The sequence below is a fragment of the Streptomyces sp. DSM 42067 genome, assembly GCF_055792885.1.
Genome location: NZ_CM147706.1, coordinates 1,317,231 through 1,338,212, shown reverse-complemented (window position 1 = coordinate 1,338,212; position 20,982 = coordinate 1,317,231). Strand labels below are relative to the sequence as shown.

Below are 20,982 nucleotides of genomic sequence, written 5' to 3'. Positions count from 1 at the left end.
TTCCCCCGGGTGCAGCGATGCCCCCGACGTGGCACGGCCACGACGGCGGCACGGTCGCGCACCCTGCCACCGCCCTCGTGGAGGCTCCGCTTGCCCGGATACGTTTCCCCGCCGTCGTCCGCGCCCACGGGTGGCGCGGCCGTGAGTACCAAGACCGTTCCCGAAGGCGCGGGTCCCTTGCTGGTGACACTGCTGATGGCCGGCAGCTGTCTGCCGATCCTCGGCGCCGTCCTGCTGGCTCCGGTGCTGCCGAAGATGCAGGACCACTTCGAGGGGGTGGCCGGGGCCAAGGCGCTGGTCCCGGTCGTCCTGTCGATTCCGGCGCTCGCGCTCGCCCTGCTGGCGCCCTTCGCGGGAGTCATCATCGACCGGCTGGGACGCAAACGCCTGCTGGTCGTCGCCGCCGTGCTGTACTCGCTGTTCGGCACTGCACCGCTGTGGCTGGACTCGCTCGGTGCCATCGTGGCGAGCCGCGCCCTCGTCGGTGTCTGCGAGGCCGCCATCATGACGTGCTGCACCACGTTGATAGGTGATTACTTCACGGGCCGGACCCGAGACCGCTACCTCGCCCTGCAGACCGTGTGCGCCTCCGCCTCCGCGACCGCCTTCTTCGTGGTCGGTGGTGCGATCGGCTCGGCGGGTTGGCGGGCCCCCTTCTGGCTCTACGCCGTCGGCCTGCTCCTGGCACCTGCGATGGCCGCGTTCCTGCCCCGGCCCAGGCCGGCCGACGCCCCCGAGTCGGATGAGACGCTCCGCGGCGAAGCACGACCGTTCCCCGTGCGGAAGATGGCGGGCATCTGCACGCTGTCGGTGTTCGGCGGCATCGTCTTCTACACGGTCCCGGTGGAGACGGCGTACCTTCTGGACGACCTGGGCGTGGAGTCGAGCGGTGTCATCGGTCTGGCGACCGCGCTCGCCAGCGCCGCCACCGTGGCCGGCTGCATCGTCTTCGCCAAGCTGTCCGGCCGACCGGAGCGCAGGCTGCCCGCGATCTTCGCCCTGTGCGCGGCCGGATTCGCGGTGATGGCGCTGGCCGGCACCCCCGCGGTCCTCATCGCCGGCGCGGTCCTCAACTGCATCGGCACCGGCCTCCTGCTGCCCTCGCTGCTCACCTGGGGGATGTCCAAGCTGAAGTACGCCGACCGCGGCCGCGGCACTGGCCTGTGGACGGCGGCGTTCTTCTTCGGACAGTTCGTCTGCCCGCTCGTCCTCATCGCCATCGCATCCGTCGTCGGAAGCCTCGCCGCAGCCGTCGGCCTCCTCGGCCTCGCCACGGCGGTGGTGGCGGCGGGCCTGTGGCTCGCCCTTCGCGGGACGGTGGCCGTGGCGGAGAGTCCGCAGCCGTGACCTGGCCCACCTGGTCGCCATGAGCAGCCACTCAACCCGTTCGCAGAGAGTCCGGAGCATGTCCACCCCGCGACACCTACGGCGCGCCGACGGCGCCGGCTGGCTGGTACGACTGCATCCTGCGCCGCCCTCTGACGGCTGGCGGTTCGTCACGGTCCGCGTCCAGGGGGTGTGACATCGAGCCCTGCGGCCGCTTCCCCGCGGCCGTGAGCACCGCAAGCCCTGCCCAACCGCGCTCCGGCAAGACGCCGTAGCTTCTTCGATCCTCGTGACACCGTCGCGACCCAAGGAGGTCATGTGGCAACCCTTCGTTTCGACACCAAGGTCAAGCAGGACCCTGACAGCGTCTGGGCCGTGCTCACCGACGTGAGCACGATTCCGGAGTGGTTCCCGGCCGTGCAGGAGGCACACTTCGACGGCGTACACCGCCACCTGCGCACGCCCGAGGGGATGCTGAAGGCCCTCGTTGTGACGAAGAACGACGACCTGCGGCGTTTCCAGTACCGGTTCGTCGAGGGCCTGCCCCTGCCCATCGACTTCCATCTCGGCACCATCGACGTGCTCCCCGACGGAGACGGCTCACGCGTGGTCTACAGCCAGGAGATCCTTCCGGAGGGCCTGGCGCCCATCGTCGAGCGGGCCGTCAGCGACGGAATCGCGGGCATCGCCCGGTACTTCGCCACACATCCTTGAGACGGACGCGGGCCGGCGGCGGTCAGGTCCTCCTGGCCGCGGGCCATGCCACGACCGCCCGCTCCCGCCAGGACCGCGCGCGAGCCGAGACTTGGCGGGAGCCTGCCGCCACAGACAGCAAGGTCAGTCCACCGTGGGCGGTGTCTTCGGAGCGCGGAAGAGACGGCCGATGGCGGCGGCGAGGACGCCCGCGACCACGGCGATCAGGGAGACGGACAGGCCCGTTCGTGAACGCGGACTTGCAGGGTGTTGGTGAACGGCCAGTCGGTGGCGAACAGGATGTGCTGCGTACCGGCCAGTTCCCACACCGACTTCATCGCCTGCGGTGCCGGTGACAGCCCGGTGTCGCAGAAGAAGCAGATCCGCGACTTAAATGCGCGTGGACAGGCGGCCGAACCTGTCATTTCGTTAGCAGTTTCGTCAGTGATCACGCTGGTCGAGCGCATCCCTTATCCGCATATACAGGGTTTTCGACTGCCACTTGCCAAGGTGATGAGGCATACATCGTATTTGACACTTCCATCAGTGTTCTCCATGATCACCGCCTAGGACGTCCCCTCCCGCTCCCCCCACTCCCCCGTCCATTGGAGAACTGCCGTGTCCGAATACCGTCTCGCGGCCGGTGTTGCCGCCGTGCTCCTGTTCGCGACCGCCTGCGGGTCAGGTGACTCCGAGTCGTCGTCGACGTCCACGGACGCCTCGGCCTCCGCGTCCGCCACCACGTCGTCCGGCTCCGGCGGCGGCAAGGCGGCCACCCAGGTCCTGACCGCGACCAAGGCGTTCCTGGCCACCCTGGACGACTCGCAGAAGTCGTCCGTGCAGGCCGAGCGCACCCAGGCCAACCTGTCGCAGTGGTCCAACCTGCCCGACCAGCTTTTCGAGCGCGCGGGCCTCAGGATGGACTCCCTCGACGACGAGCAGCAGGCCGCGGTGCTCGCCATCCTCAAGGCGGCGCTCAGCGAGGACGGCTATGAGCAGGTCACCGGAATCACGTACGGCGACGGCGTCCTGAAGGAACAGGGCGGCATGGACCTCGACTTCGGCGCGGACCACTACTGGATCCGCGTCCTCGGTACCCCGTCCGAGACCGAGCAGTGGACGCTCCAGTACGGCGGCCACCACCTCGCCGTCAATGTCACCCTGACCGGCGACACCATGACGCTCGGCCCGACCCTGTGGGCCGCCCAGCCCGCGTACTACGACAAGGACGGGAACGAGGTCGAGCCGCTGAAGGGCGAGACCGAGAAGGCGTTCAAGGTCGTGGAGTCGCTGGACGACGAGCAGTTCGACACGGCCGAGCTGGACAGCGCGGTCACCGAGATCGTGCTGGGCGCCGGGCAGGACGGGAAGACCCTGGAGAGCGAGGGCGTCAAGGCATCCGACCTCGACGCGAACCAGCGGAAGCTGCTGCTCGACCTGATCGACGAGTGGATCACCCCCCTCAACGACGAGCAGGCGGAGGCCAAGCTGACGGACGCCGAGAAGAACCTCAAGAGCACGTACTTCGCCTGGTACGGCTCAACCGAGAGCGACCAGCCGATCTACTACCGGGTGCAGAGCCCGTCGTTCACGATCGAGTTCGCCCACCAGCAGGGCCAGGGCGCCAACGCCGGTGGGGTCACCCACATCCACTCCATCTACCGCGAGAACGGCAACGACTACGGCGCCGAGGACTGACGTCCGTGACCTCGCCCCTCACCCGTCGCCTGGCCCGGTGGACGGCGGCCCTCGCGCTGGTCGCCGCCGGGTCTGGCCTCGCCGCCGCACCCGCCGCGGCGCACCCCAGTGACGAGGTGGTGCAACAGGCATACCTGACGCCCACCACCACCCGCCTCGACGCCGAACTCACCATCACACCAGGGGTGTTGGTGGCGCCGGCCTTCGCCGAGTCCGTCGACACCGACGGCGACGAGGAGTTCGACGCCCGCGAGAGGGCCGCCCACCTCGACCTTGTGACCTCGGCCCTCGCGCTGCGCGTGGACGGCCGGGAGGTGAAGCTGACCGTGACGGGGAGCGAGTACGCCGAGTACGCGCTGCTGGCCGCGGCCGGCGGCGCGGTACGCGTCAACCTGACGGCCGGACTGCCATCGCCCGGCAGCCTCGGCCAGGTCGTCTTCACCAACGAGTACGACCCTGGCGTCCGTACGACGGTCCAGGCGGACGTGCTGGTCGCGGCGACGGACGCGGTGCGCCCCAGCGGATTCGAGCGAGGGGACGAGGGGCGGGCCATGACGCTGACGTTCGGGGAGGGGGCGGTAACCGCCGTTCCGAGCTCCGCCGACGCGGGGGAGGGGGAGGGGGCGATGCTCGGTGCCCTGCGCGCCCCGCTGACCTCCCCCTGGGCACTGCTCCTGCTGATCGGCACCTGCGCCCTGCTCGGCGCCTTGCACGCCCTGACACCCGGCCACGGCAAGGCCCTCCTCGCCTCCTACCTGGTCGGCGCCAACAGCACCCCCCGGCAGGCGGTCGCCCTCGGCGCGGTCATCACCGTCACCCACACCGCCTCCGTGATCGCACTCGGCACGCTGGTGCTCTTCGCGGGCCGGTTCGTCGTACCCGAAGTCCTGGTGCCGGTACTGGAGATCACCGCTGGGGCGGTCGTACTGGTCCTCGGCGCGCGACTGCTACTGCGGCGCTGGCACCAGCGCGACGGGCACAGTCATGGACATGAACACAGCCACGACCACAGTCACAGCCACGGCCACAGTCACGGGGAGGGCCACAGTCACGGGGAGGGTCGTCACCACCACCATCACGCGCCCCTGACCGTCCCCACCACCTTCCGCGGTCTCGCCGCCATGGGCGTCTCCGGGGGGATCATCCCCTGCCCCGAGGCCCTGGGCGTGCTCCTGCTCGCCATCGGGCTCAACCGCACGGCGCTGGGCCTGGCCATGATCGTCGCGTTCAGTGTCGGGCTGGCCGGGGTGCTGGTCGGACTCGGGCTGATCCTGGTCAGCGCCCGTACGAGGCTGGAAAGGTTCCAGCGCCCGGACAGGCGGAGCCCGCTGATCCGGTGGCTGCCGATGGTCTCCGCGGCCGTCGTGACCCTCCTCGGCCTGACCATCACGGCCAGTGGAGTGAGCGGACTGCTGGAGTACTAGGGCCTGTGTCGGAAGTGGCGTCGTTCGCCCGAAGGGCGGGCCTCGCGGCGTCTGGTGCGTGCGATCGCAAGGCGCCGGAATGTCCTCGTAGCGGAGCTACTAGGGCAATCCGGCAACGCGGCGAGCGTGCGTGCCAGGCGTCGCGAGGCAGGCGCCACTTCCGACACAGGCCCTAGTACGCCGGCTTCAGGCGAGCAGCTGCTCCTTCAGCTCCTTCATCTGCTCCGCGTCGAGTCCGAGGGCCTGCTTCTCGTAGGTCCGGAACGAGCCGAACTCCTCCTGCACCTCGTCGAATCCGGCGTTGAGGTACTCGGGCCGGACATCGAGGAGAGGATTGTGGATCTTCGCCTGTTCCGGGGGCATGGAGGCGGGGGCGGTGGCCTTGTACTCCGCCAAGTCGTCATTGGAGGAGAGGTAATCGGCCCTCACGGTCTGGCGCGGCACGCCCAGCGCGGTGAGCAGCGAGGCGGCGGCCCAGTCGGTGCGGTCCTTGCCCGAGGTGCAGTGGAACAGGGCCCCGGACGAGGCGATGTCGTCGGTGATCCCGGACAGGCGGAGGGTGAGTTCGGCCAGGGCATCCGAGCGGTGGACCTGGCCCATCCTGGCCCATCCTGACCCAGTGGCCGTCCTTGGTGCGGTAGCCGCCGATGTCACGGAAGTTGTCGGCGCCGTCAATCTGGATGTGCCGGTCGGCGAGGTGCAGGCCCTCGCTGTGGTCGGGGACCAGGTCGAACCACTGCCGGTCGGCGTTCTCCGGCAGCCCGGTGACGGTGACCTCGCCGGTCGCGCCGCCGGTCGCCACAGGCTTGTGCCCGGCCTTGATGGTGACTTGGCGTGCCCCCGGCGCTTTCCAGGCGATCTTGTATGTCCCCGGCGTCCCGGTCCCTGGCGTCCCGGTCCCCGGTGACGGTCGCCTCGGTGAAGGGGATACGGCCGGATGTTGTGTCGGGGAGCCTGGTGATCGAGCTGTTCGCCGCCCACGCGCGTATGCGGCGGCCTCCGGGGCGGTGACGGCGAAGACGAGGGCCGCCGCGGCGAGGGTGTAGGAGGAGCTTCTGGCCCGGTTTGGGTGGCGGGGCGGGCTGATCTCCGTGGTACGCGGCGGCCCGGTGATCGCGGCACAGTGCTCGATCCGTGCTCCGCAGACCCTGGTCACTTTCCTTGCTTTGATATATATCTTAAGACTATAGCGAGGCGCGCGAACGGCCGACTGTTTCACGCCATCCAGAGCACCAGGCACGACACCACCCCGAACAACACCATGACAAGGGAGTCACGCATGGGACGGGTACAGGGCAAAGTCGCCTTCATCACCGGTGCGGCACGTGGTCAGGGACGCAGCCATGCCGTCCGGCTGTCCGAAGAGGGAGCGGACATCATCGCGGTCGACCGCTGCCGTGACTACGCGTCGACCGGTTACCCGATGGCGACCCCTGACGACCTCAAGGAGACCGTCCGGCTGGTCGAGGAGCGGGGACGGCGCATCGTGGCCGTGCAGGCCGACGTGAGCGACCGCGTGCAACTGAAGGAGGCCCTGGAGAGCGGCCTCGCCGAGCTGGGCCGCCTGGACATCGTGGTGGCGCAGGCCGGTATCGCCCCGCTCGACGGGACCCCGCCGATGCAGGCCTGGAGCGATGTCGTCAACGTGAACCTCGTCGGCGCCATCAACGCGGTGCAGGTCGCGCTACCGCACCTGGCCGAAGGGGGCTCGGTGATCGCCACCGGTTCGGTCGCCGCGGTCATCCCCGTCGCGCCCGGCGCCGACCCCGGAGGCACCGGGTACGCGTACGCCAAGCGCGCCCTGTCCGAGTACATCCACGAGCTCGCCAAGAACGTGGCCCCCCAGATGATCCGGGCCAATATCGTGCACCCGACGAACTGCAACACGCAGATGCTGCACAACCAGGCGATGTACAAGGCGTTCCGGCCCGATCTCGAAGCGCCCACCCGCGAGGACGCCGAGCCCTCCTTCGTCAACCAGCAGTCAATCCCTGTTCCCTACGTGGAGCCGTCCGACATCAGCAGCGCGGTGCTCTTCCTCGCCTCCGACGAGTCCCGTTACGTCACCGGCCAGCAGCTGCGCGTCGACGCCGGCACCTACCTCAAGTGGAACGACTGGCACCGCTGACCTTCCGCAGGCTCTGACGTTTCGCCAGTGGCGAGCCCGGTCGCGTGCCCCTCGCGCCGGCGGCATCCCGCCGAGCGGTGGGGGCGCACGGCGCACGGCCGTTCCGTCCCCGGTGCCGGTGTGCTTCGGAGAGGTACGCGGGGGCCCGGCGTCCGCACTGACAGCACTCCACCGGCCCCGCTCCGGCCACCCGGCACGTGGACGTGGACATGGACGCCCGCGGAAAGCTGCCTGCCCGGTTCGAGGGCATCGAGCGGCAAGCCCCCCGGAAGGCCTGCGGGCGAGTAAGCCGCGCAACAAGCGTCTCTACTTTCCAGGAGGTTATCGATGGTCACTCGTGTTGTCGTCTGTTACACCGGGGGAGTTGGGAAGCAAGTCATCCGCTTGCTCGCCGCGGACCCGGGGTACGAGATCGTCGGCGTACTCGTCCATCACGCGGAGAAGGACGGCCGTGACGTCGGCGAACTGGCCGGCATCGGGCCGATCGGAGTCGCCGCGACCAGGGACGTCGCCGCGCTCGTCGCGCTCCGCGCGGACTGCATGACCTGGCACGGCCTGACCTGGGAGCCCGGCATCGTCGCGGACTTCCTGGCCGCCGGGACGAACGTCTACTCCGGTATGGGTGGATGGTGGCTCCAGGAACTGCCGGAGTACGGCCGGATCGTGGCCGCCTGCGAGAGCGGAGACAGCACCTTCGCCGCCGGTGGCAACATTCCCGGCCTGATCAGCGACGTACTCCCGCTGTTCGCCTCCGGGTACTCGGGCCAGGTGCGGTACATCCGCGCTGTCCAGCGCGACCACGTCCCGCACTATCCCTCGCCACTTCAGCTGGACCTCGGGCTCGGCATCGGCCGGGAGCCGGACGCGGACACGACGGCGGTCGACGAGGGATGGATGTGGGGCGCGGGCCAGTCGGCAGCCCTGATCGGGGCGGGGCTGGGCCTGGAGGTGACGGACGTCAGGCGGACCGCCAAGGACATCGCGCTCGCACGGGAGGACCTCATCCTCCCGGCCAGCGGCATGAAGATCGGCAAGGGGGCAGTGGCCGGAGCGCGCTGGACCCACGTCGCCTACCACGGCGAGAAGCCGTTCTTCGAGCTCGTCACCGAGCACACCGTCGCGCTGGGGCTGGCCGCGGGGTGGCGGCAGAGCGCTGAGGAGCCCAACTGGCGCGTCGAGATCACCGGTGAGCCGGACATCGTGTGCGAGTTCAACCTGCCGCACGGACACAACGCCGACACGCGTGACCCGGTCTCCGCGCTCAACGCGGCTCGCGCGGTGAACTTCATCCCCCGCCTCGTGGAGGCCGCGCCCGGATACCGCACGGTGCTGGACATCGCGGCGCCCCGCGCGGCCACCCTCGGCGAGGGGCTGCGGTGATCGTTGTCGAACGGCGGGACGAGGCACGGCGGATCCTCGACGAGCACCGTGCCGCGGGCAGGACTATCGGTTTCGTCGGCACCAGCGGTGGCACGCATGACGGCCATCTGTCGCTGGCGAGGGCCGCGCGCCGCGAGCACGACATCGTCACGGTGTTCTGGAACGGCGCCATGCGTCTGGACTGGGCCCCGGACTCGGCCCAGGTCTACGCACGCGACTTCGACCGGGACGCGAAGCTGTTCGAAGAGGCCGGTGTGGACCTGCTCTTCGTGACCCGCCAGGACGATTTCTACCGGCGGCCCTCCGCCACGTCCATCGACATGCCCGAGCTTTCCACGCACCTGCGCGACATGCCGGAAGGCCGCCACATCGACCTGGTGGTCACCATGGTGCTCACGCTGCTCAACATCGCGGGGCCGTGCACCGCCTACTTCGGGGAGAAGGACTGGCCGCAGCTGGTGATGGTGCGGCGGATGGCAGAGGACCTTCTGCTGCCGTCCCGGATCGTCGGGGTGCCCTCGGTGCGCGAATCCGACGGAGTGGCCATGTCCGGCCGCAACGCCCGGCTGAGCGCCGCCGACCGGGAACGGGCGCCCGAGCTGTACCGGGCGCTGACCGCCGCGGCGGAGGCGATCCGCGGCGGGGAACGCAGCGCCCGGAAGGTGACGGAATTCGTCCTCGGCCGGCTGCGGGAGGTGTCGTCCCCCGATTACGTCGTCGCGATCGAGGCCGACACCCTGCGGCCGCTGGACACGCTCGGCGGGGAGGTGCGGCTCCTCGCGTCGACGACGTTCGGGACGACGCCGCTGATCGACAACGTCGGCGTGACCGTTCCATGACAGCAGCAAGAGATGCGGCAGACGAAGGACTCAGGAGGTGAAGGACATGCGGCTGCGGGACAAGGTTGCTCTGGTGACCGGCGGGACGGCGGGCATCGGGGCCGGGATCGTCGAGATGTTCGCCGAGCAAGGGGCTTCGGTGGCGTTCATCGGGCGCTCGGCGGAGACCGGGAACGCGCTGGAGAAGCGGCTGGCCGACACGGGCCACACCGTGCGCTACATCCAGGCCGACAGCAGCGTGGAGGCCGATGTCGCCCATGCGGTGGAGACCACCGTCGACGCGTTCGGCCCGGTGACGGCACTGGTGAACAGCGCCGCCGCCACCGATGTGACCGCGAGCGGCGCCGACAGCCATGTCGACGAGATCGACGCCGAGGTCTGGGACCGTGTCATCCGGACGGCGCTCTACGGCGTCCAGTGGGCGTGCAAGTACTCCATCCCGCACATGCGCCGTGCGGGCGGCGGGTCGATCGTCAACATCTCGGCGTCCTCCAGCATCCGGGCACTGCGGAGCCGGCCTGCCTACCAGGCATCCAAGGGCGGGATCAACGCGCTCACCCGGCAGATGGCCGCGGACTACGGCGCGGACGACATCAGGTCCAACGCGATCATCGTCGGCTTCATCCGGACCGAGGGCAGCGGCATGCGGCAACTGCTTGCCGACGAGGAGTACATGCGGGTGATCCGCGGCATGCTGGTGCTGCCCCGGCTCGGCGAACCCGCCGACATCGCGGCCGCCGCCGTCTACCTCGCCTCGGACGAGTCCAAGTACGTGACGGGTACTCAGATCACCGTCGACGGCGGTGCCACCGGCTACCAGCCCACCATTCCGAGGGCGACGACGTGACGGGCAAGCCGGCTGAGCCCGGCACCTCCGATGGACGGCTGTCGCCAGAGGCCAGGAGGGTCGTCGCAGCGGGATTCGCAGGCACGTTCATCGAGTCCTACGACTTCGCCCTCTATGGCGTGCTGACGGTGTTCTTCGCGCCCCTCTTCTTCCCCGCCGACACCCCCGCCACGTCTCTGCTGAGCTCGCTCGCGGTCTTCGGCGCCGGGTTCGTCACCCGGCCGCTGGGAGCCATCGTGTTCGGCCGGATCGGCGACCGGCGCGGACGCCGCTACGCGCTCATCGCGACGGTCACCTTGATGGGTGTCTGCACCGGCCTGGTCGGAATCCTGCCCACGTACGAGACGATCGGGCTCGCCGCACCGGTCCTGCTCGTGCTGCTCCGGCTCGGCCAGGGCCTCTCCGCCGGTGCGGAGACCCTCGGTTCGATCTCCTACGTGCTCGAATCGGTGCCGCGCAGGCGCCGGATCCTTCTCGCCTCGGCCACACCGCTGGGCCTCGTGGCCGGCGGTGGCTTCAGCAACCTGCTGGTCGCTGTGCTGGCGGCATCGATGTCCAGCCAGCAGATGGCCGACTACGGCTGGCGGATCGGCTTCCTCATCGCCGCGCCACTGGCGGTGGCCGCGCTGCTGGTCCGGCGGAAGCTGAGCGAGTCGCCCGAGTTCGCCTCCGAGCGGGCACAGCACGGGGTCGTCCGCGCACCGCTGCGGGAGGCGTTCAAGGAGCACCGCCGCAACATGCTCGTGGCCGGCGGCATCGCCATCGCGGCCAACGGGACCGCGGGACTCGCCGCGTGGTTCGCCACGTACCTGGCAGGAAACCGGGGCCTGCCGGTCACCCAGGTCTTCCTGGCGCTGACGCTCGGGTCACTGGTCGGTGCCGTGACGGCCCCGTTCGCCGGCCTGCTGAGTGACCGGTACGGCCAGCGGCGCATGATCGTCATGGTGCTGATCGGCTACGCGGTCGCCGCGGTGCCGGTGCTGTGGGTGCTCGGCACCGCGACGAACTTCCTGGTGGTGCTGATCGCCGTTGTCGTCTACCAGGGAGTGCTGGTCACCCTGATCCAGCCGCCCGCCTTCACACTCATCGCCGAACTGTTCCCCACCCGAATCCGCTATACGGCATCGAACTTCGGTCAGAACATCGGCACGGTTCTCGGCAGTGGTATCGCCCCGTTGGTCGCCGGGGTGCTCGTCGCTGCCACCGGTTCCTGGATCGGTCCGGCCATCTGGATCCTCGCGGTGTGCGTGATCGGCTTCACCGCGGTCTCGCTCCGCAGCGAGCAGCATCTCGCGGGCACGGTCGAGGCTGTCCGGGGCGGCAGGACACCCGTCGTGGATTAGGCGCTGTGCCGACCGGTTCGGGCGAACCGGCACCGCAAGGATCAGACCCGCTCCGGACACGGCTGACAGCGGTCAGCTGTCCGCAACGTGTGACGCAAGAGCGTGATCTTCACATCGGCCGAGTGCCGGGGACGGAACGGCCACGGATCCCGTCCCCCGCCGCCCGGACCGCGACGAACGGGAGAGTGACATGAGCCAGGGACATGCCCCCTCGGAGACCGGGGTGCTCGCGGGGGAGCAGCGGATGCTGATAGACGGCGAACTGCGGCACACCGCGAGCGGCGCGCTGTTCGACGTGGTGCATCCCGCGACCGGGGAAGTGGCCGGACAGGCCACCGACGGAACGGTCGCGGACATGGAGCACGCCGTCGGCGCCGCGCGCCGCGCGTTCGACACCACCGACTGGTCGCGCGACGCCGGGTTCCGCCATCACTGCCTCACCCAGCTGCGGGACGCGCTGGTGGAGGAGAAGGAGCGGCTGCGCCGGATCGTGGTGACGGAGGCCGGCGCGCCGATCGCCACCACGGAATCGATACAACTCGAGTTCCCTCTCCAGGAAGTGGGGCACTGGGCGGAGTACGGCCGCACCTTCGAGTACTGGCGCGACTCCGGCGTGCACGACGGCATCCCGGCCCCGGGCCGCCGTTTCCTGCAGTACGAGCCGGTCGGTGTGGTCGGCGCGATCACACCGTGGAACTGTCCGCTCTACCTCAACATCGCCGAGTCCGTACCGGCTCTCATGGCCGGCAACGCGGTGGTGCTCAAGCCGGCCCAGCTCACACCGTGGTCCGGCAGTGAACTGGGCCGGATCGTGGCGGAGCGGACCGACATACCGCCCGGCATCTTCAACGTCGTGCTGTCCAACAGCAATGAGGTCGGTGCCGCGCTGACCTCCGACGCACGTGTGGACATGATCAGCTTCACCGGGTCGACGGCTACCGGCCGCAAAGTGCTCGAGGCCGGCGCGCCCACGGTGAAAAGGACGCTCCTGGAACTGGGCGGAAAGTCCAGCCACATCGTGCTGGACGACGCGGACCTGTCTGCCTGCCTGCCGATGGCCGTCGCCGGGGTGTGCGCGCACGCGGGGCAGACCTGCACGCTGGCCGGCCGCATCCTGCTGCCGCGCTCACGCTGTGCCGAAGGACTCGAGATCCTCGAGGCGACGGTGAAAGCCTTCCCGTACGGCGATCCGTGGGACCCGAAGGTCTTCCAGGGGCCGCAGATCAGCGAGGGCCAGCGGCAGAAGGTGCTGGGGCTGATCGAGGCGGGTCGCGCCTCCGGGGCCACGCTGGTCGCCGGCGGCGGCGTTCCCGGCCACCTGCCGCGGGGGTACTTCGTCGAGCCGACCCTGCTGTCCGGAGTGGACCCCGAGTCGCGGATCGCCCAGGAGGAGATCTTCGGCCCTGTGATCACGGTGTCGGTGTACGACACCGAGGACGAGGCCGTGGCCATCGCGAACAACACGGTCTACGGCCTGTCCGGCGAAGTCTCCGGCGCCGACCAGGAGAGGGCGCTGCGGGTGGCCTCGAGGGTGCGGACGGGGACGGTCTCGGTCAACGGTGGTTCGTACTTCGGCCTGACCAGCCCGCTCGGCGGTTACGGGCAGAGCGGACTGGGCCGCCGCAACGGAACTCACGGGTTCGAGGAGTACCTGGAGATCAAGACCATCGGCGTGCCGGCCGCCTGACCGGGCGGGGAAGGAGCGGGACCCTGGCTGGGGCCGCTGGCCGACCGGCGGCCCCAAGCCCTCTTCCGGTCGCGACGAGCATGGCTACCCTGCTGTGTAGATGATTAAAAAGATTCAAACAACCGAGTGATCGGAGGAATCCCCGATGATGCCGAGCGATGCCCAGGTCATCTCCGTCGACGACCACGTGATCGAGCACCCGCGTGTGTGGATCGACCGGCTGCCGTCGAAGTACGCCGAGGCCGCCCCCCGCATCGAGAAGCTGCCCGACGGCAACGACGTCTGGATCTACGAAGGGGCCGAGGCGGGTAACTTCGCGCTCAACGCGGTGGCCGGCAAGCACCCGCGCGAGTTCGGCATGGACCCCCGCAGCTACTCCGACATGCGGGACGGCTGCCACGACATCGCGGCCAGGATCAAGGACATGGACACCGAGGGCGTCTGGGCGCAGCTGTGCTTCCCCAACTTCGGCGGGTTCGCCGGGAGCACCTTCTACGCGGCCAAGGACAAGGAGCTCGCGGCCGCCTGCATCCGGGCCTACAACGACTTCATCCTCGACGAGTGGTGCGCCTACGCGCCTCAGCGTCAGATCCCGCTGGTCATGGTCCCGTTCTGGGACGTCGAGGCATCGGTGAAGGAGGTGCAGCGCACCGCGGCCAAGGGCGCGCGGTCGGTGACCTTCCTCGAGGCGCCCCACCGGCTCGGCCTGCCCTCGTACCACACCGGCCACTGGGACCCCTTCCTACGCGTCTGCGAGGAGGCCGAACTGCCGATCTCGGTACACTTCGGCTCCGGCGGGATGCCTCCGGGACTGGCCGAGGACGCCGACTTCTTCATCGGCATAGCACTGTTCGGACTGAACTCCATGGCCGCGACCGTGGACCTGCTCATGTCGCCGGTGTTCCACAAGTTCCCGAACCTGAAGTTCGTGCTGTCCGAGGGGGGAATCGGCTGGATCCCCTACATCCTGGAACGCACCGACTACTCCTGGGGCCGGCACAAGTACTGGTGCGACATCAACGCCGAGGTGAAGCCGTCGGAGCTGTTCAAGGACCACATCTACGGCTGCTTCATCGCGGACGACGCAGGGATCGAGGCCCGGCACCGGATCGGCGTGGACCAGATCCTCTTCGAGAGCGACTACCCGCACTCCGACTGCAACTGGCCGCACACACGCCAGGCGCTGGCCAAGTCACTGGCCGACGTCCCCGACGACGAGGCGCGCAAGATCGTCGAACTCAACGCTCGGAAGATCTTCCGGTTCCCGGCCTGAGACCGGCGCGAGGCGCGGCCGTTCCTCCCGGTATCCCGCCGAGGACACCGGGAGGAACAGCCCGCGGAGCGGTCAGGGCACTTCGATGACGACGGCGCCGCCCTGGCCGCCGCCGGCGCACATGGCGGCCAGTCCCGTGCCGCCGCCCCGGCGGCGCAGCTCGTGGACGAGCGTCGTCACCATGCGGGCCCCGCTCGCCGCGACCGGGTGACCGAGACTGCAGCCGCTGCCGTGGACGTTCACCCGGTCCTCGTCGAGCCCGAGCTCGTGACAGACCGCCACGGGCACGGAGGCGAACGCCTCGTTGATCTCCCACAGGTCGATGTCGGAGGCTGACATGCCGGCCCGGCCGAGCACTTTCACCGCGGCCTCCAGGGCACCGACTCCGGTGAACCTCGGGTCGACGCCGACCGCGGCCCAGGCACGCACGGTCGCGAGCACGGGTGCCCCCTCCGCGCGGGCGAGGTCGTCGGAGAGGACGGCGAGGGCGGCCGCGGCGTCATTGACCCCGGCGGCGTTGCCCGCGGTGACGGAGAAGCCGTCGATCTCCGGGTGCAACGGTTTGAGGAGGGCCAGCTTCTCCTCGGACGTCGTGGGGCGGGGGTGCTCGTCCACGGCGAACACGACCGTGGAGCCGTCGCGCCGGGTCACGGTGATCGGCGCGATCTCGTCCGCGAAGACGCCCTTCTCGCTCGCGGCGACCGCCCGCCGGTGCGAGCGCACCGCCCAGGCGTCCATCTGCTCACGGGTGATGCCGAACCTGACGGCCGTGTTCCAGCCGACGCTCAGCGTCACGTCGTCGGTGGCCTCCCCGGTGTGGGGAAAGGTCGGCGGCATCCGGTTCTCGGTTGCGTCGCCCGGCGGGATCCGCCAGGTCAGCTCCGGGGCGGTGGAGAAGGACTGCACGCCCCCGGCCACCACCGCACGGTCCATGCCGGCCCGGATGCTCGCGGCCGCGGTGCCGATCGCGGTGAGGCCGCTGGCGCAGTGCCGGTTGAGTGCCACGCCGGGGACACGGGTCATCCCGGCGGCGACCGCGGCATGCCGGGCGAGGTCGCCGCCGCCGTACAGCGACTCGCCGAGGACGACGTCGTCGAAGCGTTCGGCGGCCAGGCCGGAGCGGCGGACGGCCTCGCGCAGGACGTGGAGGGCGAGCCGTTCGGCGGGAGTGTCGGCGAGCGTGCCCTTGAAAGCGGTTCCGATCGGGGTCCGTACCGCGCTGGTGATCACAGCTTCGGGCATGGGATACCACCTCACTTGACCTGTGTTCCCGGTGGGGTGCCGGGGGCCGGGATCGTCCGAAGGCCCGTGAAGGGCCGTAAGGATTTAATGATTCCATACATTGACAAGATAAGCGGCTTCGGTGTTCTCTCGGAGGAACAGCTCGGCGCCAAGACGCAGTTGTGCGGATGCGAGCCGGCCGGCGAGACCTCGGGTCGTGCGGACTGGCCGGATGCCCGCGCGGCACCGAACGCTGACCGTGCTCGTGTTCCCTCCCCGGCTTCCCGACGACGTGTGCTGGAGTGGTCATGAATCTCGCGATGGTTCTCGACATGGTGGTCGGCGGCATGCCCGACCGCGTTCTGATCGGTGACCGCGGAATCGGCATGACCGCTGCGGACCTGCGCTCGCGAGCTCTGGCCGGTGCGGCGAGGGTGCGTGCCGCCGGAGCGCGCCGGATGGTGTACCTCGGTTCCAACGGGCCCGCGTTCACCGTGGCGTTGTTCGCGTCCGCCTACGCCGGCATCCCCTTCCTCCCTCTCAACTACCGCCTGGGCGCAGAACAGCTCGATGACGTGATGTGCCGCCAGGAAGATCCGTTCGTGGTGACCGACACCCCGGAGCGCATCTCGGGTACGCGGAGCGCGGGGACCCTCAGCACCGATGAGCTCCTGACACTCCCCGCGGTATGCGGCACACCGGACGCGGCCGAGACCGTCGATCCGGACTCCACAGCGGTGCTGCTCATGACGAGCGGGACCACGGCCGCGCCGAAGAGCGCCGTACTGAGGCACCGCAACCTGGCGTCCTACCTCTTCGGTTCGGTCGAGTTCGGTTCGGCGTCCGACACCGAGGCCGTTCTGGTCAGCGTCCCCCCGTACCACATCGCCGCGGTCGCCAACGTCCTCTCGAACCTCTACAACGGACGTCGCGTCGTCCATCTGGACACCTTCACTCCGGGCGGCTGGCTGGACGCCGTGGAACAGCAGCAGGTCACCCACGCCATGGTGGTGCCGACCATGCTCGCCCGCATCGTCGCCGAGTTGCGCGAACGGGGTGTCCAGGGGCCCGCGTCCCTGAGGTCGCTGGCGTACGGAGGTTCCAAGATGGCTCCAGCGGTGATCGAGGAAGCCCTGCGTCTCTTCCCGGACACCGGGTTCGTGAACGCCTACGGACTGACCGAGACTGCCTCGTCGATCACCGTGCTCGGACCCGACGCCCACCGCGAGGCCGCCGCGAGCACCGACCCGGACATCCGCGCCCGACTCGGGTCCGCGGGACGGGTACTGCCCTCGGTGGAGCTCGAGGTGCGGGACGACGACGGGCGGGTGTGCCCCGTCGGCGCGGTGGGCGACATCTTCGTCCGCGGTCCGCAGGTGGCCGGGGAGTACCTGGAGGCCGGCAGCGTCCTGCGGGACGACGGCTGGTTCCCCACACGGGACCGCGGCTGCCTCGATGCGGACGGCTATCTCTTCGTGCACGGACGGGCCGACGACACGATCATCAGGGGCGGGGAGAACATCGCACCCGCCGAAATCGAGGACGTCCTGAGCGGGCACCCGGCCGTCCAGGAGTGCGTCGTGGCCGGTGTGCCGGATGCCGAATGGGGACAGCGCATCGGCGCCTTCGTGCTGCTGCGGCCCGAGGCCCGTGTCGAGGCCGAAGAGCTGCGCACCTGGGCGCGGGAGCGGCTGCGCAGCTCCAAGACCCCCGACTACGTGCTGTTCGTCGGGGAGTTCCCGACGACCCCGACCGGCAAGGTGCTGCGCCGCAACCTCGTCGGCCTGATTCCCGAGGGCGACACCGTGTCCGTCTGACCCGCCGGGCCACTTATCGACGTACGGAGGAAGACATGGATCTCGAAGGTGCCTCAGCGGTGGTCGTCGGCGGGGCCGGCGGTTTCGGCGAGGCGACGGTGCGACGGCTGGCCGGCGCGGGTGCCAAGGTGCTCGTCGCGGACCTGGCCGAGGACAAGGGCAAGGCCCTGGAGGCCGATCTCGGCGGGGACCGCGTGCGCTTCCTGCGCACCGATGTCACCAGTGAGGAGTCGATGGGTGAGGCCGTGCGCGCGGCCGGTGAACTGGGCACGCTGCGTGTCGCGGTCGCCGTGCACGGCGGTCCGGCGGCGGCCCGGCGGATCGTGAACCGGGACGGCGAGTTCTACCCGCTGAAGACGTTCATGCGGACCACGGAGATCTTCCTCGGCGGTACGTACAACGTCCTGGCCCATGCGGCTGCCGCGATGAGCCGGAACGAGCCGCTGGAGTCCGGGCAGCGCGGGGTCGTGATCGTCACGGCGTCGATCGCCGGGTTCGAGGCGCAGGTCGGGCAGTCGGACTACGCGGCGGCCAAGGGCGGCGTCATCAGCCTCACCCTCGCCGGCGCCCGCGATCTCGCCCCTGCCGGCATCCGCGTCGTGGGCATCGCGCCCGGCATCTTCTTCACCCCCGCCTATGGCATGGCCGAGGACGAGGTGCAGGTCAGGTGGGGGAAGACGGTGCCCAACCCCAGGCGGATGGGCCGCGCGGACGAGTACGCGGAGCTCGCCCTGCACATCGCGGGCAACGACTATCTCAACGGCGAAGTGATCCGGATCGACGGGGCACTCCGCTTCGGTATCTGACTCCGCAGCGCCCTCACCCGTCCGGTTCAGCGAGAAGGAAACCGAGGTCCCCGCAGTGATCAAACCCATGGAAGGCGTCCGGATCCTGGAGGTCGCCCAGTTCACCTACGTGCCGGCAGCCGGCGCCGTTCTCGCCGACTGGGGCGCGGATGTGATCAAGGTCGAGCACGCGGAGAAGGGCGACGCGCAGCGCGGCATCGTCAAGGTCTTCAGCCAGAACGTCGGCGAAGAAGGGTCCACCTTCTCCCCGATGATGGACGGCCCCAACCGCGGCAAGCGCAGCATCGGCCTCGCCCTGGAGAAGCCCGAGGCCAAGCAGGTCCTGCACGAGCTGATCCGCACCAGCGACGTCTTCCTCACCAACTTCCTGCCCGGCGCCCGCGCCAAGCTCGGCATCGACGTCGAGGACGTCCGCGCGATCAACCCGGACATCGTCTACGCGCTCGGTACCGGCTTCGGCCACAGCGGCCCCGAGGCCGACAAGGGCGGCTACGACTCCACCGCCTTCTGGGCACGCGGTGGCAGCGCCGACTCCGCCACCCCGCCCGGCGCGGAGTTCCTGACCGCCCAGCCGGTCGGCGCGTACGGCGACAACATGGGCGGGATGACCATCGCGGGAGGCATCGCGGCGGCGCTGCTCGCCCGTGAGCGGACCGGCGTCGCGCCGACCGTGGACGTGTCCCTGCTAGGGGTCGGGGCGTGGGCGACCCAGATGAACGTCAACCTGGCGATGATGAACGGCGGCCCGCTGCCGAAGGTCGACCAGCTGACCGCCCGCGCGAGCAACCCGCTGACCGGTGTGTACCGGACCGCTGACGACCGGTGGATCTCCCTCTCGATGCTCCAGCCCGGCCGCTACTGGCCGGAGTTCACCGAACGGATGGGCCGGCCCGAGCTCGCCTCCGACCCCCGCTTCGACTCGGCCGAGAAGCTGATGGCCAACGCCGCCGAGGCAGCGGAGATCATCAGCGCTGCTCTCGCCTCCCGCACGAAGGACGAGTGGGTGGCGGCCTTCGACGGTATGGAAGGCCAGTGGGCGGTCGTCCAGAACACCTACGAGGTCGGCCAGGACGTCTCCCTGCGGGCCACCGGCCTGATCGCCGAGGTGACCGACGCGGAGGGAAACGCACGTCAACTCATCGGCAGCCCTGTGCAGTTCAACCGTGAGGCAGTGCCGCTCACGCGCGGGCCGCTGTTCGCCGAGCACACCGACGAGATCCTGCGTGAACTCGGCCTCGCCGACGAAGAGCTCCTCGACCTGAAGATCGCGGGTGCGGTGACATGAGCGGGACAGCTGTGCGACGCGTCGGCTTCATCGGACTCGGCGACCAGGGCGGCCCCATGGCCCGCCGCATCGTCGAGGCCGGCTACCCCACCACGCTGTGGGCGCGGCGGCGCGAGACGACAGAGGCCTTCGCGGACACCGCGGCCGAGGTCGCCGGCTCGATCGCCGAACTCGGCGCAAGCTCCGACCTGGTCGGTGTCTGCGTGGTCGACGACGCCGGGGTCGAGCAGGTGGTCGCCGGAGAGGGCGGCCTCCTGGAGACCATGCGGCCGGGCGGCATCATCGCGATCCACAGCACCGTGCACCCCGAGACCTGCCGGCGCCTCGCGGAGCAGGCCGCCGAACGGCACGTCACGCTCCTCGACGCGCCGGTCAGCGGCGGCCGAGAGGCGGCCGCCGAACACCGGCTGCTGGTGATGGCCGGTGGCGACGACGATGCCGTGGAACGTGCCCGGCCGGTGTTCGAGACATACGGCGACCCGGTGGTGCACCTGGGTCCGGTCGGCGCCGGACAGCGGGCGAAGCTCATCAACAACGTGCTGTTCACGGCGAACATCGCGGTAGCCGACAGCGCCTACGAGCTGGGCCGCGGCCTGGGCATCGCCCCGGATCAGCTGGCGCGCGTCCTCGCCCACGGCTCGGCCGCGAGTTTCGCCGCCGGCACACTGGCCGCGATGGGATGCTCGGCGCAGTCCCTGCGCGGCCATGTCGCCGGGCTGCTGCAGAAGGACGCCCGCCTGGTGGCCGACGTGGCCGACATCGCCGGAGTCAAGGCGGGAGCGGTTCTGGACGCCGCCGACGCCGTGCTCGGTGCCCTGGGAGCCGCCCGGCACTGATCGCGCACACAACGCGCAGCCCCGTACAGCTGCCGTCGCGGGCCGAACGGGTTCCGCGTCACCGGTCCTCCACCGTGTGCCCACCCGTACCCCGGCAGGCTCCCAGAAACCCCACTTCCGATGCGCCCGAGACATCCGACAGGCAAGGAGGCACGTATGAAGATCCGCATCGACCGCCAGCTGTGCCAGGGCCACACCCTGTGCTCGATGACCGCGCCCGAGCTCTTCGACCTGCGAGACGAGGACGGTCATGCGTACGTCCTGGAGGAAGAAGTGCCGGCCGAGCTGGAGACGAAGGCCCGGCAGGCAGCCAGGTCCTGCCCCGAGCAGGCGATCGTCCTTTTCTGATGCACCGACGACTCTGACCAGGCTGGAGAGG

Annotated in this window: 19 protein-coding genes and 1 pseudogene; 16 read left to right on the top strand and 4 right to left on the bottom strand. The window is 69.8% G+C overall.

Annotated features, from left to right (window positions below):
- Nucleotides 1–90 precede the first annotated feature (90 nt).
- The gene (locus ACSMXV_RS06435) at nucleotides 91–1,347 is read left to right on the top strand and encodes an MFS transporter (protein WP_473176742.1); all 1,257 of its coding nucleotides are present in this window, start codon (nucleotides 91–93) and stop codon (nucleotides 1,345–1,347) included.
- Nucleotides 1,348–1,644: 297 nt separating this feature from the next.
- Nucleotides 1,645–2,040: an SRPBCC family protein gene (locus ACSMXV_RS06430; RefSeq protein WP_473176741.1), complete on the top strand. Its 396-nt coding sequence runs from the start codon at nucleotides 1,645–1,647 to the stop codon at nucleotides 2,038–2,040.
- A 203-nt stretch (nucleotides 2,041–2,243) separates the two neighbouring features.
- Here the strand turns inward: ACSMXV_RS06430 and ACSMXV_RS06425 are convergent, their stop codons facing one another.
- Nucleotides 2,244–2,486, bottom strand: a complete 243-nt coding sequence (locus ACSMXV_RS06425) for a hypothetical protein (protein WP_473176740.1) — start codon at nucleotides 2,484–2,486, stop codon at nucleotides 2,244–2,246.
- A 151-nt stretch (nucleotides 2,487–2,637) separates the two neighbouring features.
- Between ACSMXV_RS06425 and ACSMXV_RS06420 the strand changes: the two genes are divergently transcribed.
- Together ACSMXV_RS06420 and ACSMXV_RS06415 are read left to right on the top strand one after the other, a co-directional pair.
- Nucleotides 2,638–3,717, top strand: coding sequence for a DUF3500 domain-containing protein (locus ACSMXV_RS06420; protein ID WP_473176739.1), 1,080 nt, complete (start codon nucleotides 2,638–2,640; stop codon nucleotides 3,715–3,717).
- Between the two features lie 5 nt (nucleotides 3,718–3,722).
- Nucleotides 3,723–5,141: a nickel/cobalt transporter gene (locus ACSMXV_RS06415; protein WP_473176738.1), complete on the top strand. Its 1,419-nt coding sequence runs from the start codon at nucleotides 3,723–3,725 to the stop codon at nucleotides 5,139–5,141.
- A gap of 186 nt (nucleotides 5,142–5,327) precedes the next feature.
- Here the strand turns inward: ACSMXV_RS06415 and ACSMXV_RS06410 are convergent, their stop codons facing one another.
- Together ACSMXV_RS06410 and ACSMXV_RS06405 are read right to left on the bottom strand one after the other, a co-directional pair.
- A complete protein-coding gene (locus tag ACSMXV_RS06410) occupies nucleotides 5,328–5,741 on the bottom strand; it encodes a tyrosine-protein phosphatase (RefSeq protein ID WP_473176737.1) in 414 nt (137 codons plus the stop codon).
- Between the two features lie 42 nt (nucleotides 5,742–5,783).
- Nucleotides 5,784–5,943 (bottom strand): annotated as a pseudogene (locus ACSMXV_RS06405) (tyrosine-protein phosphatase); the annotation flags it as partial.
- A 477-nt stretch (nucleotides 5,944–6,420) separates the two neighbouring features.
- Here ACSMXV_RS06405 and ACSMXV_RS06400 point away from each other — a divergent pair.
- From ACSMXV_RS06400 to ACSMXV_RS06370, 7 genes are all read left to right on the top strand, one after another.
- Nucleotides 6,421–7,269: a mycofactocin-coupled SDR family oxidoreductase gene (locus tag ACSMXV_RS06400; RefSeq protein WP_473176736.1), complete on the top strand. Its 849-nt coding sequence runs from the start codon at nucleotides 6,421–6,423 to the stop codon at nucleotides 7,267–7,269.
- 327 nt (nucleotides 7,270–7,596) lie between these two features.
- Nucleotides 7,597–8,649: a dihydrodipicolinate reductase gene (locus ACSMXV_RS06395; RefSeq protein WP_473176735.1), complete on the top strand. Its 1,053-nt coding sequence runs from the start codon at nucleotides 7,597–7,599 to the stop codon at nucleotides 8,647–8,649.
- The gene (locus ACSMXV_RS06390) at nucleotides 8,646–9,488 is read left to right on the top strand and encodes a 4-phosphopantoate--beta-alanine ligase (protein ID WP_473176734.1); all 843 of its coding nucleotides are present in this window, start codon (nucleotides 8,646–8,648) and stop codon (nucleotides 9,486–9,488) included. Before ACSMXV_RS06395 ends, ACSMXV_RS06390 begins: the two co-directional genes overlap by 4 nt.
- Nucleotides 9,489–9,534: 46 nt before the next feature.
- The gene (locus tag ACSMXV_RS06385) at nucleotides 9,535–10,335 is read left to right on the top strand and encodes an SDR family NAD(P)-dependent oxidoreductase (RefSeq protein ID WP_473178842.1); all 801 of its coding nucleotides are present in this window, start codon (nucleotides 9,535–9,537) and stop codon (nucleotides 10,333–10,335) included.
- Complete coding sequence (locus ACSMXV_RS06380; protein ID WP_473176733.1) at nucleotides 10,332–11,678, top strand: MFS transporter; 1,347 nt, start codon at nucleotides 10,332–10,334, stop codon at nucleotides 11,676–11,678. The genes ACSMXV_RS06385 and ACSMXV_RS06380 overlap by 4 nt, the downstream gene beginning before the upstream one ends.
- Before the next feature lie 190 nt (nucleotides 11,679–11,868).
- A complete protein-coding gene (locus ACSMXV_RS06375; protein WP_473176732.1) occupies nucleotides 11,869–13,365 on the top strand; it encodes an aldehyde dehydrogenase family protein in 1,497 nt (498 codons plus the stop codon).
- Between the two features lie 145 nt (nucleotides 13,366–13,510).
- Nucleotides 13,511–14,638, top strand: a complete 1,128-nt coding sequence (locus ACSMXV_RS06370) for an amidohydrolase family protein (RefSeq protein ID WP_473176731.1) — start codon at nucleotides 13,511–13,513, stop codon at nucleotides 14,636–14,638.
- A gap of 72 nt (nucleotides 14,639–14,710) precedes the next feature.
- Here ACSMXV_RS06370 and ACSMXV_RS06365 read toward each other — a convergent pair whose 3' ends face one another.
- Entirely contained in the window at nucleotides 14,711–15,880 is a 1,170-nt protein-coding gene (locus ACSMXV_RS06365; RefSeq protein WP_473176730.1) for a thiolase family protein, read from the bottom strand.
- Between the two features lie 287 nt (nucleotides 15,881–16,167).
- On the opposite strand from ACSMXV_RS06365, the gene ACSMXV_RS06360 reads away from it, so the two are divergent.
- The 5 genes from ACSMXV_RS06360 to ACSMXV_RS06340 all read left to right on the top strand — a co-directional run bounded on the left by ACSMXV_RS06360 (nucleotide 16,168) and on the right by ACSMXV_RS06340 (nucleotide 20,951).
- Complete coding sequence (locus ACSMXV_RS06360; RefSeq protein WP_473176729.1) at nucleotides 16,168–17,676, top strand: class I adenylate-forming enzyme family protein; 1,509 nt, start codon at nucleotides 16,168–16,170, stop codon at nucleotides 17,674–17,676.
- A 35-nt stretch (nucleotides 17,677–17,711) separates the two neighbouring features.
- The gene (locus ACSMXV_RS06355) at nucleotides 17,712–18,482 is read left to right on the top strand and encodes an SDR family NAD(P)-dependent oxidoreductase (protein ID WP_473176728.1); all 771 of its coding nucleotides are present in this window, start codon (nucleotides 17,712–17,714) and stop codon (nucleotides 18,480–18,482) included.
- Nucleotides 18,483–18,537: 55 nt separating this feature from the next.
- Complete coding sequence (locus ACSMXV_RS06350; protein WP_473176727.1) at nucleotides 18,538–19,767, top strand: CaiB/BaiF CoA transferase family protein; 1,230 nt, start codon at nucleotides 18,538–18,540, stop codon at nucleotides 19,765–19,767.
- The gene (locus ACSMXV_RS06345; protein ID WP_473176726.1) at nucleotides 19,764–20,603 is read left to right on the top strand and encodes an NAD(P)-dependent oxidoreductase; all 840 of its coding nucleotides are present in this window, start codon (nucleotides 19,764–19,766) and stop codon (nucleotides 20,601–20,603) included. The genes ACSMXV_RS06350 and ACSMXV_RS06345 overlap by 4 nt, the downstream gene beginning before the upstream one ends.
- 156 nt (nucleotides 20,604–20,759) lie before the next feature.
- Nucleotides 20,760–20,951, top strand: coding sequence for a ferredoxin (locus ACSMXV_RS06340; RefSeq protein WP_473176725.1), 192 nt, complete (start codon nucleotides 20,760–20,762; stop codon nucleotides 20,949–20,951).
- Nucleotides 20,952–20,982 lie beyond the last annotated feature (31 nt).